Genomic DNA, 14,191 nt, shown 5'->3' with positions numbered 1-14,191 from the left:
GGGCTTTGTAGGGGGTACTAACTAAATAACAGAATCAAATGACAGAATCGTCATCGCTGTTGTCATTGGACGCTACAGTGTTATTGCTTTGATCGTCATCATTCGATGAGTCGTCGTTGTAGTAATTATTAATAGTCGTATTTTCCACCGGCGCAGCAGAGGTCGAGGGCGACATTCCGTTTTGGTTCATGAATCCAGAACCGCCACCGCTGTTCGGATGCATCATATGTTCAATCCCCTGAAATAAGAAAGCGCCGCCCGCCACGCCCGCTGCCGTAGCCGCAACCGTGCCAAGCACATTTCCCATCCCGCCGCCAAAAAATCCCGGTGCTGCCGCTGGTGCTTGCGTTTGCATCGGAGGCGCTTGCATAGGCGCAGACGGTTGCATCATCGGCATTGCCGCCGGACGTGCGGGGATGCTTTGTGAGGGCGTATTGCCCCAAGCATTCTGGTCTAGAAAACTACTAACAGGCGCGGGCGCTGCCTGTGCCTGAATTTGGCGCTGAAGCGTCGCAATTTGCGCTTTTGCCGTATTGAGTGCCTGATCCATCAACAGCGCACGCTGTACTAAAAGGTAGGCAGCATCCGGTTGCTGTGCTACGGCACTGTTAATCAGCGCATCAGCTTGCGGGTCTTTTGGAACGCCGCGCACTTGCACCAATTGGGTCAAAAAGTCTTGCAGTGGCTGGGATTCTTGCGGGGTCATATTTGTTGCTCCTATAGCAGCGAAAAAGAATGCATTTCAATGATAACTAGAGCGATATTATGCACGGGTTTCTGGGAGTCGTAGTGCGTCTGAGAGACTGTTGCCCAAAGGAAAAATTGCCATAAATGTACGTTGAAAAAAGGATAATTGCGATTGTAGTGCTGCACCATCACTGGCGGAGGATAAAGCGTCTCAATGATCTGAGATTCGTTGCCAATCTATCACTGTTAGCGGGCTTATCGCAGAGATCAAAAATACTGGACGTCAGGCTTTTAGGGGAGGGCATTGCAGTATTTGGCAGCGTTTGTAGAACTGCGCCCGTTTGAGCCAATACAATGAGGTACGGCTATCGGCAGAATCCTTTATTGCCTGTGCCGGATCTTTGCGTAGCATCTCAAGGCTAAATTCAATATGGGTTAATGCTTCGACAAAGCCTGTCTGATCAGCATAAGATTCCCACCATGTGTCGGCTGCATTATCTGTGCCTGTACCGACAATTTTTTAGGGGCATTATCGGCTTCAATTAATGTGGTCGAAAAGGCGGGGGCAATGAATGATGCGATTAAGCCTATTGCTAGTAAAGAACGCCTGTTTAAATATGGATATTTCAACTATTACTCCCTCAATTTTTGTTACCGCTCGTCTTGTATCGAATATGAATAAACGCATAAATTTTGTCTATTGCCGATAAAACTATGGCGAGCTTTACGTAATCATAAAATTGGATAAAGTCGGTCCTTAACTGAGAGTTTTCTTTTTTTTTGCCGCCGGAAAATCGGGGCATGTTGAAGTTATTTACGTTTGATTAGAGACTACTGCGCAGGAGATACCTGGAAGCTAATTGACAGGAGCGGCGTACCAATAATCGATGCTGTAAATTTCTTGGAATACATATTTTCTCTAAAGGACCTGCGCCCTGCGATGTCACTGATGGAGGTCATGATCAGTCATCAGGCACGATGCGCAGATTAAGGGAGCGCAGCCAGATCAGGCGTATCAGCACAGCCTGATTCACACTATCTGGCGCCGTGCCAGTCTTTGGTAAGCAGAAAATGCAAGGCCATCAATTGTCAGTTGGATTTGTATTTGGCGCAGTTGATGGTGCAGTTTAATGAACTGCGCCACTGACAGAATTGCTCACCATTCGGTGGAAATTAAAAAAACTGACCGACGGCCGAGTTTAAAATTTGCGTTCCCCGGGTGCGGCGGGAACTTCTGTTGTTGATACAGTCGTCAGCTCTAACTTCGCGGCTGCATCATTGGGGAGCATTACCCGTTTTGAAATCCCACCTTCAGACACTAGTACATAGTTCGCGTGCACTTCCTGGATAATAACTCCCGGCAACAGTTCTTTGCCTTGCATAACTGCTTGCGGCGGCTTGCCATCGACGCTGAGTATTGCACTACTTTCCGCAGCTATTTTGGCGACGACTACACCTGTTAATTGGTAGTTGCTGATGATGGTTGCGGTGCCTTGTGCGCCGAACAATCGCATTCCTTGTGAGGTGTCGATCTGCGCGATATCAGCTGTTGGTGCGGCCGTGATGGCGCGTACTGGCGGTTTAATGAATTGCATCATCCAATAAGCGATACATGCGCACAACAGCATAAATAAAATCAGACTCACTAATCCGGGTAAGCGCTTGGAATAACGTCGTAGCGCGCTATGGATATTTCTGTCGAGAGAGTTGCTCATATATTTGGGGGCGGTCTTAAACGTGGCAAGTTTTTAACGTACCAACTGGTTGATTTCAATGATTGGCATCAGCACGGCTAATACGATCAGCAGTACCACGACGCCCATCGCCAGAATTAATGCAGGCTCTAGCAAACCGGCAAGCATCATGGCGCGCCGTTCCAGGTCTTGCTCTTGTGCGTTGGCGGCGCGGTCTAGCATGGCGGGTAATTCTCCGGTGGCTTCGCCCGCTCTGATCATGTGAATCAGCATCGGTGGAAAGTGCTTGTAACGCGCTAACGCCTGGGCCAGACCAACCCCTTCGCTGACGTTGGCGGCCGCAGTATCGACTTGTTGCCGCATGGCGACGTTGGATAAGGTATCGCGACTGGTTTGGAGTGCCTTCAGAATCGGTACGCCGGAGCCTGTGGTAATGGCAAGCGTGCTGGCAAAGCGCGCCGTATTGAGGCTGCGTTCAAATCTTCCGTAAAGCGGCGCACCCAATAACCAGGTATGCCAACGCATTTTAGTCTGCGGATTTTTTAATGCCGAGCGCCAGCTGAAGACCGCAGCGATGACTATTGCCAATACTATCAAGCCGTAATGTCGCACAAAATCGGAGACCGCCAGCATTAATATCGTCAGTAACGGCAGCTTCTGTTTGGTGTTGGCAAACACGGCCACAATCTGCGGTACGACGTAGGTCAATAGAAAAATCACAATGACAAAGGCGACCACGGTGACGATTGCCGGATAGGTGAATGCCAGTTTTATTTTTTGTACCAAGGTATTACGTCGTTCGATGTAATCGGCCAGTCTGGACAAGACGCGTGACAGTTGACCGATTTGCTCACCCGAGGCGACTAGCGCCCGATAGATGTCGGCAAAATCGCGCGGATGCGCTGCCAGTGCTGCCGATAGCGACGCGCCGCCAGTGACATCCGAGCGAATCGAGGCGATCAGATCGCGCTGATAGGTGCGTTCGGCCTGTTCCAGCAAGGCAGTTAAGGCCTGTTCCAGCGGCAGCCCGGCTTCGAGTAAACTTGCTAACTGACGTGTGAATAGGGCGATTTCGATGGTCGACAGGCGCTCACCAAAACCACGCCGTTGCGGGTTGCCTGTCGCATCAATTTGCTGGGCAATCGCATCGACCGAAATTGGCAACAGGCCTTGCGCACGCAAATCGATTCTGGCCGCTTTTGCGCTGTCGGCGTTGAGTACGCCTTTGATCGTGGCACCGATGGCGTCGACCGCTTCGTAACGAAATGCTGGCACGCTGTTACTCCTTGGTCACACGTAGCAACTCGGCTTGCGTGGTGGCACCGTCAAGCAGCCAACGTTCGCCGTCTTGACGCATGGTCTGCATGCCGTTGCGTTGTGCGGCTTTCTGGATATCGGCTTCGGATGCGCGGTTATGGATCAACGACTGAATGTCATCGGTGGCAAGCAACAGTTCATAGACGCCGACGCGCCCTTGATAGCCGGTATGGCCGCATTGTTCGCAACCGACTGCTTGCCATTGTTGTCCGTCCTGGCGTCGACAATGCGTACACAGTTTGCGTACCAGACGTTGCGCTACTACCCCGAGTAGAGAGGACGATAACAAAAACGGTTCAATCCCCATGTCTAGCAAGCGAGTCACAGCGGCGGCGGAATCGTTGGTGTGCAGTGTTGCCAATACCAGATGACCGGTCAGTGAAGCCTGCACGGCAATTTGCGCGGTTTCCAGATCGCGGATTTCTCCAATCATAATCACGTCAGGATCTTGCCGCAATATCGCGCGGAGTGCTTTGGCGAAGCTCATATCGATGCGCGCATTGACCTGAGTCTGACCGACCCCCGCCAAGGCGTATTCGATGGGATCTTCGACCGTCAGAATATTCACGCTATTGGTGTTGAGTTGCGCCAGCGCGGCGTATAAGGTCGTAGTTTTGCCGGAGCCGGTTGGTCCGGTTACTAATACGATGCCATGCGGTTGCGCCAGCAGTTGGCTGAAGGTCTGTTGCATGTCATCGCTCATGCCGAGATGCTGCAGGTCTAGCTGCGCAGCTTCTTTGTCCAGTAAGCGTAGGACGGCGCGTTCGCCGTGGCCAGTTGGTAGCGTGGAGACGCGGACATCCACGGGCTTGCCACCAACACGTAGCGTGATGCGGCCGTCTTGCGGCAATCGTTTTTCTGCGATATCCAGTTGCGCCATGATTTTAATGCGAGAAATTAATGCAGCGTGGATGGCTTTTTTAGGTCGCACCACGTCCCGCAGATTGCCATCAATCCGAAAGCGTACAACCGAAATTTGTTCAAAAGGTTCTATATGAATATCCGAAGCGCCTTCACGCAGCGCCTGTGTTAATAGCGCATTGATCATGCGGATCACCGGCGCATCATCGGAGGATTCCAGCAAATCCTGAATGGCTGGTAAATCCTGCATCAGCTTGGCAAGATCAAAATCGGTCTCAATGTCATCCACCACCTGTGCTGCATCGCCACCGCCACCGGCATAGGCTTTGGCGATAGCCGCATCAAGCTGATCGGATGGCATGGTACGCATGCGGATTGGGCCGAACAGTCTGCCGACTTCTGCAATCGCGCTGGTCTGTGTATGCGCTGATACCAACAGTTCAAGCGGGCCTTCGAGTCCGGCCGGATGATGCGCGAGCAACGAGAATTTACGCGCAAATGCATAAGGTAACAATCGGCTATCTGAAGCTGCTGGCGAAAATGTCATGGCGTGTTATCCAACACTGGTTGGGTGGATTTTGGGGGCAGCTGCATAAAAGGGCCACCCAAGTCTTGCGTGGGCACGACGGCTGAACCAAAATCCTTTAGCAGGCTTTTTTCCGGTTCCGCGCTGATTTGTGCCTGACGCATGTAGTCGTAGCGGTTTGCTACTACCGTGCCGCTTTGATCCTTGTTTCGGATCACGGTTGGACGTAAGAAAATCATCAGATTGGTTTTGGCTCTGGAGCCACTTTGATATTTAAAGAAGTTGCCGATAAAGGGCAGATCGCCTAGCAATGGTACTTTTTGTACCGAGCCAGATTTGTTGTCACCGATCAGACCGCCGAGCACAATGATTTCGCCGTCTTCCATCACGACATTGGTATCGAGCGAACGTTTATTGGTCGTCAATCCTGCCGCATTCGTCAGACTGGTCGGGTCGACGCTGGACACTTCTTGCGAAATTTCCATGCGGACCGTGCCGCCTTCCGAGATATGCGGTTTCACGCGCAACGCAACGCCGACATCTTTGCGCTCGATAGTCTGGAACGGATTCTGTGCAGCGCCGCCTGAATTGGGGACGTAGGAGCCGGTAATGAACGGGACATTCTGACCGACAATAATTTTTGCTTCTTCGTTGTCTAGTGTCAGCAAATTAGGCATCGATAAAACGCTGCTGCCATCTTTGCCATCAAGCGCATGGGCTAGCGCACCGAGGCCGATTTTTCCAGCAATCTGTCTGAATATGCCTATCGTTAAACCATTGCTGGGCGGTACTGCAGTGGCCGTGCTTGCGCTTAGTGATAATGCCTGATTCACGATATTGTCACCGCCGGTGCCAAAACTGGTGCCACCGCCGACGCGATACGCGCTGCTGCTGTTGCCGCTTAATCCTAGCCATTGCACGCCTAATTGCGCGGTTAGCGTGTCGGTTACTTCAACGATCAATGCCTCGACATAGACTTGCGCACGGCGCGTATCGAGTTGGTCGATGACGCCGCGCAGATTACGATACACCGGCTCGCTGGCGGTAATGATGAGGGTATTGGTCGTCTCATCCGCTTGAATGAAACCAGCACCGTGCGCGTCCGTTGCTTGCGAAGAAGTGCCGGAATTTGCAGTGATGGCAGATGTTGATCCACCTGTCGATGTTTGTAGCATGCCGCCCGAGTTCGAGCCTGAGTTGGGGGCGGCAGTCGATGCTGAAGCGATCGTCGCGGAAGTCTCGAGCGTCACCATATTGCGCAGCGTGCGTGCCAGTTTTACCGCATCGGCATTGCGTAGATAAACGACGTGAACGTTACCGACTTGTGCGGTCGGTTGATCGAGCTTGGCGATCAGCGATTTTGCCAGATTAGCGCGGCCACTTGATGGTGCACGAAGGATCACCGAGTTGGTTCTGGAATCGGCCAGAATAACGATGCGGCCGTCGCTGGCACCGCCACCCGCCGACGCAGTTGCGCCGGTATCCAGTAATTTACTCACCATCACTGCTATATCGCTGGCGACTGCATAGCGGATCGGAATGACGTCCAGATCACTGACTGCTGGCACATCGAGTGCCGCGATCATTTTTCCCAGTCGCTGTAGATTTTCGGCATAGTCGGTAACAACTAAAGTGTTGTTGCCCGGATTGACATTAATCGTATTGTTGGGTGAAATCAAGGGCCGTAGAATGGGCAAGATATTGTTGGCCGATTCATAATTCAATGAAAAAATACGGGTAGCGATCTGATCGCCCTTGATGGGGACGTTACTGCTGGCTGGGAGTTGTAACTTGGCGTCTACCTCTGGCACGACCTTGGCAAAACCATCGCCACGCACGACGGCATAACCTTGCAAGCGCAGGGTGGATGCCAGCAATGCAAATGCATCGGCTTTGGTTAACGGCTTTTCGGAAACTAAATTGATGGTTCCTTTAACTCTTGGATCGACTATAAACGTGGTATTCGTGTACAGCCCGACAGCTTTGATCACCGATACTATATCAGCGCCAACGAAATTCATGACGGCCTGGCCGCGAGCATTGTCGTCGCCGTTTGCTGCCAGTGACGGCTGTGCTGTAATGAGCGTAAAGCAGGTGGCCAGCGCGATCGCAGCGGCCTTGGCATTGCGTGCTGAGGAGTATGTGTGACGGGTTATGTTTTTCATGATTTGAACTCTAGTCCGATAATTTTTTTGCCATCTACCCAGCGCGGCTGACCTAAAAATCCCAGTAAGCCTGCGAGTGTTTCTTCCTGCCCTGCCGCCGCTTGCGCGGTCCCGGAAAATTGAAAATGATCCTGATCGATGCTGCCGTTCCCGGCCAGCACCAGTGCGCCGTTCAATGTTTGTAGCGTCATTCCTGCACGCCTGCCTTGCCAGTTAAGTTTGAGGCGATAACTCCCCAGCGGTGTGAGCGGGGTTAAACGGGTTGTCATTGTCAGCATATCGAGCATCATGTCGCCATAACAATCAACTCCATCCGCCTGCCGTGCAAGCGTGAGTTGCGCCCAACTTAAGCGCAGTTTGCCGGATGGTTGCAACGTATTTAACGGCGCACCCAATGCCGCCAATCGTTCGGCTGGCAATGCCATGCTGGAGGCAGTGATGGTCCACTCATGCCAGTTGCCACGGATGCTGACCGGTTCCGAGAGTACCTGCGGATTTTCCAGACGTGCGTCTACTCGGCCGATCAATACCAGCGGCGTAAGACGCCAGTTAAAGCGACCCGGCAGCAGCGGCATCACCGCATCTTTGCCGCTGGGCGCGGCACCGATAAAGGCCGAACCGCGCCACAAAGAACCTTGCGCATCGCCCAGCGTGATTCTGCCGTTGGTGGCGTTTTCTGCCAGCGGTGCCAGCCATGCCGCTGGCAGAAAAACCAACACGCTTAGCAATACGCTGAGCACAGCAGCACCGGTCCATATGCCTGCTTTAATGAACGTTCTCATCACGTGCGCACCGACCGCATTAGCATCGAAATAGTCCGCTGAAAATCACTGCTATTTGATCCACGCAAGGCTTGACCCGTACTCTGCCGATTATTCATTAGATTGCCGCGATAGCGTGACGGTGGCGTTGACGCTATCTGGTTGCGTTGTTGCGCCGCCGGACGCGTTGATGCTGGCATCGACAACCTTCCAATGTTCGGTTTTCTGCGCTTCGTTAAGCCAGTCAAATAAAGCCGAAAAAGCGATACCCGAAAAGGTCAGCTTGGCGCTGTCGCCACTCACCGCGATGCTTTGCGGCTTTAGGCCTTTGCTGCTGAGCAATGCTGTCAATCCTTCTTTTGGAGGTGGCGCTGTGCCTGGCGTCTGAGGTGGCGGTAAAGCTGCAGCCTTGACGATCAGTGCCTGCAATTGCGCCGATTGTTGACGCAAATTGGGCAATTCTTTTTGTAGTCTTGTACGCCCTTGCAGTGCTGGATTGATACCGACCAGATAAATCAGTACTAGCACGATGATGACACTTGCTGAACGAAGCAGGCGTCGTTCGCGTTGGTCGCGTTGAGACCAGAACGCATTTAGCGAAGCCCGCAATTTTTCTGTTGTTCGCATCATGGGTTGATTCCGATTTGCAAGGCGGCTGCACTTGGTTTTGATAGCCTGAACTGCTTGGTGTCGCGGACTTTTTGCAGGCCGGCTTCAGCGGCGTCGGCATCCGCAGATGTTTTAAAATGCACGAGTAATTGTTGATCTCGGTATTCGAGACTATCAATCGTGCCATGCGCGGGATTCTGTGGCGCGGTTGCCAGGGCATCGGCCAGATTAGCTGCAAGGGCGACAAAATCGTCCGACGCAACATGTCCGTTATCGCTTCTGGCAGCGCTGATTTTTTGTTGCATTTGTGCGATGGGGTCGATGATGACGGTCGCACTTGGATTGGCGATGCGGTAGCTTTGCAGCATGCCAGCGCGTATGCCGCGGGCTTCATATTGCATCTGCCACCATTCCACATTCAGGCTGATGATATTGATTAATAGCAGTAGCGTTGCCAGTACTATCGGCCAGCGCCAGCGACGCCAACTCACAGCAGTTGTGGCGGCTTGCGTGTTGAGTCCTTGCATCAAATCGAGGCCACCGTCGCTGATCAATTTTTGTGCGCCGGTAATCCAGAGCGACCAGTCATCCTCACGCACGCTGACTTGTCCTGCAGCAGATTCCTGATAGGCCGAAACGCTTGATGCCGGGACATATAGCGTTATGGCGCGTTGCGGCAAAATAGCGGTTAAGCCATCGACTACTTCTTGCGCTATCGGCTGGCCGGGCACGCTAGATGCCAACCAGCCGCATCCGTCATCAGCCGCAATCCGCAGTGTGATTTCATTTACGTCACCTCGATCGGACACCGCAGCAATGGCAGCACCGACATCATCAATGGGCAAACAAAGTTGCGCAGGCACTGTGTGAAGCTGATGCCCTCCGAGGGCTTGCACTGTCTGGACCAGCAACGTCAGCCAGTCGCGCTGCACGACACCGATTAGTCTTCTATTGTCGGTTGCGGTGATGTTTGCATTGGGTGCTGCATTTTTTTTCTTACGCGCAGCGACAATGATGCAGTCGCCGGGATCTACCAGCAATTGCTCCTCTATCAGATGGGGCAGCGCCATCTTGAGTTTGGCGTCCGACATTGGCGGTACGGGCATTTGTAATAAGGTGACATCAACCGCAGCCAGGATTAGCACGACGCGTGTGGATGCGCTGATTTCTTCGGCTAAACCGGATAGTTGTTTATTGCCAGAGCGGATTATGCTGCTCTGCCTGGAAATCAGGGCGTAACTACAATCTGGCAGAGACGGCCCTGCGACGGCGTGAAATGCATCGATTGGATGACATGAATTAAGCGTGGCCCGTGCTGGCAGCCGAATAAATAAGGTACTCACAGCGAGTTGTCCATTTAATAGTCCCTGACCCAGACAATGCTGGTATTTGTGCGGCTATTGATGCGTTGGATCAGGGCGGTGGTGTTGAGCGTAGCGCGACCCATACGAACCTTGCCATTGACCAAAAAGTAATTACTGGATAGGCCCACATTGGTGATGTCGGTCAAATCTTGGCCGAACAGTGCTTTCATTTGCGCGGACAGATTCGGGATATCTCTGAAGGGGACGCTACGACGAAGAGCGACTAAGGCAGTGGCCTGCGCCAAAGATAATGTGGCAAAACGTGCCGCCAGCAATTCTGCCGGGGCCGTATTGACGTTGATCATCGTTACTTCCGGCAGAAACACGACGAAGTCGCGTAGTTGACGCAGTATTTCGGTGTTGAAGCCCGGCAGCGACAACAGATCGTCCACTTGCATCATAGGCAGAATAGCGTTGACGGACGAGGCTGGCGTTACTTGCGCCGATGATGTGGACGGCGCTGTGGCTTGAGATTTGGCGATGCTTTGCGCCGCGACTGCTGCCAGATTAACCGGCAAACGTAGATTGATGAGCAGGCGTCCAAAAATGGCTAGTTCAACCGGATTGACAACGCCGTTCAGGCTTAGGTTGTTCAGATTGTAACGAGATTGCGCGTCGACGATATTGCCGGAAAGGACCGCATCGCCGACATGATCGCTGGACTGGTTCTCTTCAACATATTGGTCGAGACGGGTTTCCGCCAACGGTGTGGCCCATGGCTGACCTAAATCATCGATTGATGATTGACGTCCACCGGCGCTTAAAATCATGCTGGCCCAATCCAGCGCGCCACGCATTATCCATTCTTTTTGTAATTGCAGGCGCTGGTTCTCAATTGAACGCACTTGTACTTGCTGTTGCCAAAACAGGCTGGCAACAATGGTAACGGCGAGTGTGGCCAGCAACAGGGCGGTGACTATTGCCACGCCGCGTTGTGTGGGTAAGAGTTTGAGCGCGCGCGTCATACGCCGCCTAACAAGAACGTTTTGACGATATTGCCGGAATGACCGCGCAGTTGCAAAGCAACTTGCAAACCTTTCCAGTTGGTGCTGCTGTTTTGACTAGCGATTGCGTTAGCCGGACGCCAGCCTCGTGCCTGACTATCCCACAGCTGCATCTGCAAGGCTGCAATATGCGACTGTAATATGACCGTTTGCGGTTCGCTATTTCCGGCATTGTTGAGGGCAGACTGCCACATTGCATCGAGGGTATTTAAGTCGCGGGTAGGGTTGGATTCTGTGCGGGTCAGTTTGCCGTCGCGCAGACGATAGTCAACTATTTGCACCTGCATCGGCTGCTGCTCGGCAAAAATCAGGCGCACCAATAGCAGCCGATCCTGCATCGCCAGTAATAGTGGGCGTGTCGACATCAGGCTGGCGGGTGCCAGATGCGTGGCATCGCTTTGCAGTTGGGCAAAGGTCAGTTGCATGGCGCGGGTTTCTTCCATCTCTGCATTCAGTGAGACCCGGGCACGCACGATGCCGTCAAGTCCACGCCAGCCCAGCACCGCGACTAACGCCAGTATGCTGATGGCGACAATCAGTTCTATCAAGGTGAAACCACGTGTTTTATCGCGCTGAGTGCGTGCGTTGGCTGGGACGATCTGGGCGAGGAGTGGCCTAGTGTGCATTAGGTACTATTTGCGTCAGTTTGACGATGCGTTGTTGTTGATTGGCAGCGTCAAATACTGCAACTTCTACGCGGCGGAAATACGGGTTTGGGGTGCCGAATACTTGCTCCTGGCAGAGCAATTGCCGCTCTCCCTGAGGGCAGTTGAAAGAGCGATTGCCGATGGCGGGCCATTCTTGTCCAAGACGAATTTCTGTGAGACGATTTTCAGCTGACCATGTCGCCATCATCACAGCGCGCAACCCGCTGCTGTTTTGCGTCAAACTGCCGACAGCACGCAGACCGGCACCCAGTGCGGTGCAGACGATAACCAACGCTACCAATACTTCGAGCAAGGTAAAGCCCATTGGATGGCGACGGTAAGAATAGGGTCGTATCAGTGGAGCGCGCATCTATTCCACCGAGAAATGACCGATGCCGTCGGCACGGATGATGGCGCTGCTTTCACCGTTGGCTAAGGTTAAGGTAAACGGCTTATCGACTGGCTCGCGACCGAAAATTATCCGCACTGAATACGGTGCTGCGGTGGTGGTCTGCGGCGGTTGCATCAATAACTGCAGGGGAGGGCGTTCAAAGGCGCGTTGCCGCAAAATGTCATCTTGTGGCAGCAATTGCCAGCCGTTGTCTTCACGTACCAGAAAATGATAGCTAGTTGCATCTGCTTCAAAAGCGGTCGGACGGTTGCGCAAAATGGCTTCTTCACGTGTTAATTGCAGCAGAAGGGCGATTCGTTTAGCGTCACGCTGAATTGACTGGCGATCGCTATGAAATGCGGTAAACGTTACTAGCCCCAGCGTGATGCCTGCGATGACGACCACGATGAGTAACTCTAACAACGTAAAGCCGCGTATAGCGGCTGTTTGCACACTCAGTCTGTGCTGATATTGCGGAGTAAGACGACGGCATTTTTTTGGCCCCGTGACGGGCATCACAGTGACCAGGAGCCAATATCTGCATCGTTGCCTTCGCCACCAGGCAGACCATCTGCACCCAGAGACAGAACATCGCATTCGCCTTTGATCCCCGGTGCCAGGAATTGGTAGGGATTGCCCCAAGGGTCATTGGGAACTTTATCAATGTAGCCGCCGCTTTTCCAGCCATTTGCCGCGGGGCCGCTGACGGGCTTAGTGACTAGCGCCTGCAAGCCTTGCTCGGTCGTCGGATAGCGTTGATTGTCGAGTTTGTACAGCTTTAGTGCTGCCATGATGGTGGAGATATCGGCCCGCGCGGCCATCACGCGGGCATCGTCGGTGCGTCCCATCAGTTTAGGCACGACCAGCGCAGCCAATATCCCCATGATGACGACAACGACCATGATTTCGATCAGGGTAAATCCTCGTTGAACAGAGGGGTGGCGCGCTTTTTTTTGCATGAGTGTTAAGCAAACTTAATTGCCTGATTCCGATTGTGCAGATGCTTAGAAAGTCATGACCAGGCCGGTACTGACGATGCCATAATTTTTATCAAAGCGACTTGCTGTTAGCGCGTTGTAGGCAAATGGGATTTCGCCGGTAAATTGATTTGTCATGTACTGACCACGCAAAAATACACTGGTATTCGGCAGCAATTTATACATAACCTCGCCGATCAGTATGTGATTGCTATGGTAGGCAACCCCGCCTTGGCTTTTTATGAAGTCGTCGATGTGATTGCGATTGATATATTGAAACTGATAGCCTGCCCGTACTTGCCAATCATTTTCATGCCACTTCAGCATCGCGCCGGCATGGTAGAAAGTCGCGGTGTATTGCGTTTCATTGTTGACGTTGAACCCGGAACTGCTGTTTGGGATCGAGAAATGGTCAACGACGACGCTGGCGTTACATAACTGCGCTAAAGTCCCGACCGTGTCGGTTGGCCCGAACGCCACATTGTAATTACAGCCACCCCTGCTGGCGGTGCCTGTAACTGAACCCACCGTGACGCGGCTGGCACCGACTCCGCCAAACAACGTTAGTTCTGTATGTTCCATAATCTTCGACGTACCAATCAGATCAAGCTGGTATTGCACGTCTTTCGGATTGACGGCTGTGACTGAACTCAACGTTGTGCCGTTCACCGTGGTAGGCGACGATTTGGTCAGATTGTCGGCATAGTTGCCCCAAGCGCCGAGCCTGATCGCAACGTTTGGCTGGTAGCCTGAACCTTCAAATATTTTGTACTGCCCGGCCAATTGCCAGGTATTGATTTTGGCGACGTCTGGTTTGTACTGAATACGTCTTTCCCAAAAGCCGGCATCAAGCCACAGCCTGGAAGTGACGGCAACACCGACGCGTATATGTCCGCCATGATAGTCACCCACATTGGTGCCGCTATAGGTCGTATCTTTGCCCCTCAAATTGAAGACGTCGACAGTGCTATTGACCATGTCATACGCTGCTTCCACCTGGACTTCGCCCGGGGTGCTGCTTTGATTTGCAGACAAAAATGCATCCATTGGCGCTGCTACTGCTAAAGACGCCAACTGCGTGCTGCCAACTAGCAGTGCGATTGAATAACATAGTTTTTTCATACGAGCGGCTTCATATAAATGCTACGGAAAATCGACGAGAGACCAATTTTTTGCGAAAAAAAACAA

At 52.6% G+C, this 14,191-nt stretch carries 14 protein-coding genes; all 14 read right to left on the bottom strand.

Annotated elements, in window-relative coordinates; translation table 11 throughout:
• Window positions 1-34: 34 nt before the first annotated feature.
• The 14 genes from C7W93_RS10665 to C7W93_RS10595 all read right to left on the bottom strand — a co-directional run bounded on the left by C7W93_RS10665 (window position 35) and on the right by C7W93_RS10595 (window position 14,125).
• Window positions 35-706 (bottom strand): DUF2076 family protein, encoded by a 672-nt coding sequence (locus C7W93_RS10665; protein ID WP_108439980.1) that lies wholly within the window; start codon window positions 704-706, stop codon window positions 35-37.
• Window positions 707-1,886: 1,180 nt separating this feature from the next.
• The gene (locus tag C7W93_RS10655; protein ID WP_108439978.1) at window positions 1,887-2,402 is read right to left on the bottom strand and encodes a type II secretion system protein N; all 516 of its coding nucleotides are present in this window, start codon (window positions 2,400-2,402) and stop codon (window positions 1,887-1,889) included.
• A gap of 33 nt (window positions 2,403-2,435) precedes the next feature.
• A complete protein-coding gene (gene gspF, locus C7W93_RS10650; protein WP_108439977.1) occupies window positions 2,436-3,656 on the bottom strand; it encodes a type II secretion system inner membrane protein GspF in 1,221 nt (406 codons plus the stop codon).
• A 4-nt stretch (window positions 3,657-3,660) separates the two neighbouring features.
• Window positions 3,661-5,106: a type II secretion system ATPase GspE gene (gene gspE / locus C7W93_RS10645; protein WP_108439976.1), complete on the bottom strand. Its 1,446-nt coding sequence runs from the start codon at window positions 5,104-5,106 to the stop codon at window positions 3,661-3,663.
• Entirely contained in the window at window positions 5,103-7,250 is a 2,148-nt protein-coding gene (gspD, locus tag C7W93_RS10640; RefSeq protein ID WP_108439975.1) for a type II secretion system secretin GspD, read from the bottom strand. Before gspD ends, gspE begins: the two co-directional genes overlap by 4 nt.
• The gene (locus C7W93_RS10635; RefSeq protein WP_108439974.1) at window positions 7,247-8,032 is read right to left on the bottom strand and encodes a type II secretion system protein N; all 786 of its coding nucleotides are present in this window, start codon (window positions 8,030-8,032) and stop codon (window positions 7,247-7,249) included. Before C7W93_RS10635 ends, gspD begins: the two co-directional genes overlap by 4 nt.
• A 90-nt stretch (window positions 8,033-8,122) precedes the next feature.
• Window positions 8,123-8,641: a type II secretion system protein GspM gene (gene gspM / locus C7W93_RS10630; RefSeq protein ID WP_108439973.1), complete on the bottom strand. Its 519-nt coding sequence runs from the start codon at window positions 8,639-8,641 to the stop codon at window positions 8,123-8,125.
• Complete coding sequence (gene gspL, locus C7W93_RS10625) at window positions 8,638-9,963, bottom strand: type II secretion system protein GspL (RefSeq protein WP_108439972.1); 1,326 nt, start codon at window positions 9,961-9,963, stop codon at window positions 8,638-8,640. The genes gspM and gspL overlap by 4 nt, the downstream gene beginning before the upstream one ends.
• A 14-nt stretch (window positions 9,964-9,977) precedes the next feature.
• On the bottom strand, window positions 9,978-10,949 hold the full coding sequence (gene gspK / locus C7W93_RS10620) for a type II secretion system minor pseudopilin GspK (RefSeq protein ID WP_108439971.1): 972 nt from the start codon (window positions 10,947-10,949) through the stop codon (window positions 9,978-9,980).
• Window positions 10,946-11,614: a type II secretion system protein J gene (locus C7W93_RS10615; RefSeq protein ID WP_108439970.1), complete on the bottom strand. Its 669-nt coding sequence runs from the start codon at window positions 11,612-11,614 to the stop codon at window positions 10,946-10,948. Before C7W93_RS10615 ends, gspK begins: the two co-directional genes overlap by 4 nt.
• Window positions 11,604-12,005 carry a type II secretion system minor pseudopilin GspI gene (gene gspI, locus C7W93_RS10610; RefSeq protein WP_201747188.1) on the bottom strand — a complete coding sequence of 134 codons (402 nt, stop codon included), beginning with the start codon at window positions 12,003-12,005 and terminating at the stop codon, window positions 11,604-11,606. The genes C7W93_RS10615 and gspI overlap by 11 nt, the downstream gene beginning before the upstream one ends.
• Window positions 12,006-12,479, bottom strand: a complete 474-nt coding sequence (locus C7W93_RS10605; protein WP_225869804.1) for a GspH/FimT family pseudopilin — start codon at window positions 12,477-12,479, stop codon at window positions 12,006-12,008.
• A gap of 62 nt (window positions 12,480-12,541) precedes the next feature.
• On the bottom strand, window positions 12,542-12,985 hold the full coding sequence (gene gspG, locus C7W93_RS10600; RefSeq protein WP_108439968.1) for a type II secretion system major pseudopilin GspG: 444 nt from the start codon (window positions 12,983-12,985) through the stop codon (window positions 12,542-12,544).
• A gap of 45 nt (window positions 12,986-13,030) precedes the next feature.
• The gene (locus C7W93_RS10595; protein WP_108439967.1) at window positions 13,031-14,125 is read right to left on the bottom strand and encodes a hypothetical protein; all 1,095 of its coding nucleotides are present in this window, start codon (window positions 14,123-14,125) and stop codon (window positions 13,031-13,033) included.
• Window positions 14,126-14,191: the final 66 nt, after the last annotated feature.

The organism is Glaciimonas sp. PCH181 (assembly GCF_003056055.1).
Classification (GTDB): Bacteria; Pseudomonadota; Gammaproteobacteria; order Burkholderiales; family Burkholderiaceae_D; genus Glaciimonas.
Note: the sequence above shows the minus strand (reverse complement) of the source record. Positions and strands in the feature narration are given on the sequence as shown.

Bases quoted from the DNA above. Each gene is read 5' to 3' on its own strand.
- C7W93_RS10665 (WP_108439980.1), bottom strand. From the start codon at position 706: ATGACCCCGCAAGAATCCCAGCCACTGCAAGACTTTTTGACCCAATTG.
- C7W93_RS10655 (WP_108439978.1), bottom strand. From the start codon at position 2,402: ATGAGCAACTCTCTCGACAGAAATATCCATAGCGCGCTACGACGTTAT.
- gspE (WP_108439976.1), bottom strand. From the start codon at position 5,106: ATGACATTTTCGCCAGCAGCTTCAGATAGCCGATTGTTACCTTATGCA.
- gspD (WP_108439975.1), bottom strand. From the start codon at position 7,250: ATGAAAAACATAACCCGTCACACATACTCCTCAGCACGCAATGCCAAG.
- C7W93_RS10635 (WP_108439974.1), bottom strand. From the start codon at position 8,032: ATGAGAACGTTCATTAAAGCAGGCATATGGACCGGTGCTGCTGTGCTC.
- gspM (WP_108439973.1), bottom strand. From the start codon at position 8,641: ATGATGCGAACAACAGAAAAATTGCGGGCTTCGCTAAATGCGTTCTGG.
- gspK (WP_108439971.1), bottom strand. From the start codon at position 10,949: ATGACGCGCGCGCTCAAACTCTTACCCACACAACGCGGCGTGGCAATA.
- C7W93_RS10615 (WP_108439970.1), bottom strand. From the start codon at position 11,614: ATGCACACTAGGCCACTCCTCGCCCAGATCGTCCCAGCCAACGCACGC.
- gspI (WP_201747188.1), bottom strand. From the start codon at position 12,005: ATGCGCGCTCCACTGATACGACCCTATTCTTACCGTCGCCATCCAATG.
- gspG (WP_108439968.1), bottom strand. From the start codon at position 12,985: ATGCAAAAAAAAGCGCGCCACCCCTCTGTTCAACGAGGATTTACCCTG.
- C7W93_RS10595 (WP_108439967.1), bottom strand. From the start codon at position 14,125: ATGAAAAAACTATGTTATTCAATCGCACTGCTAGTTGGCAGCACGCAG.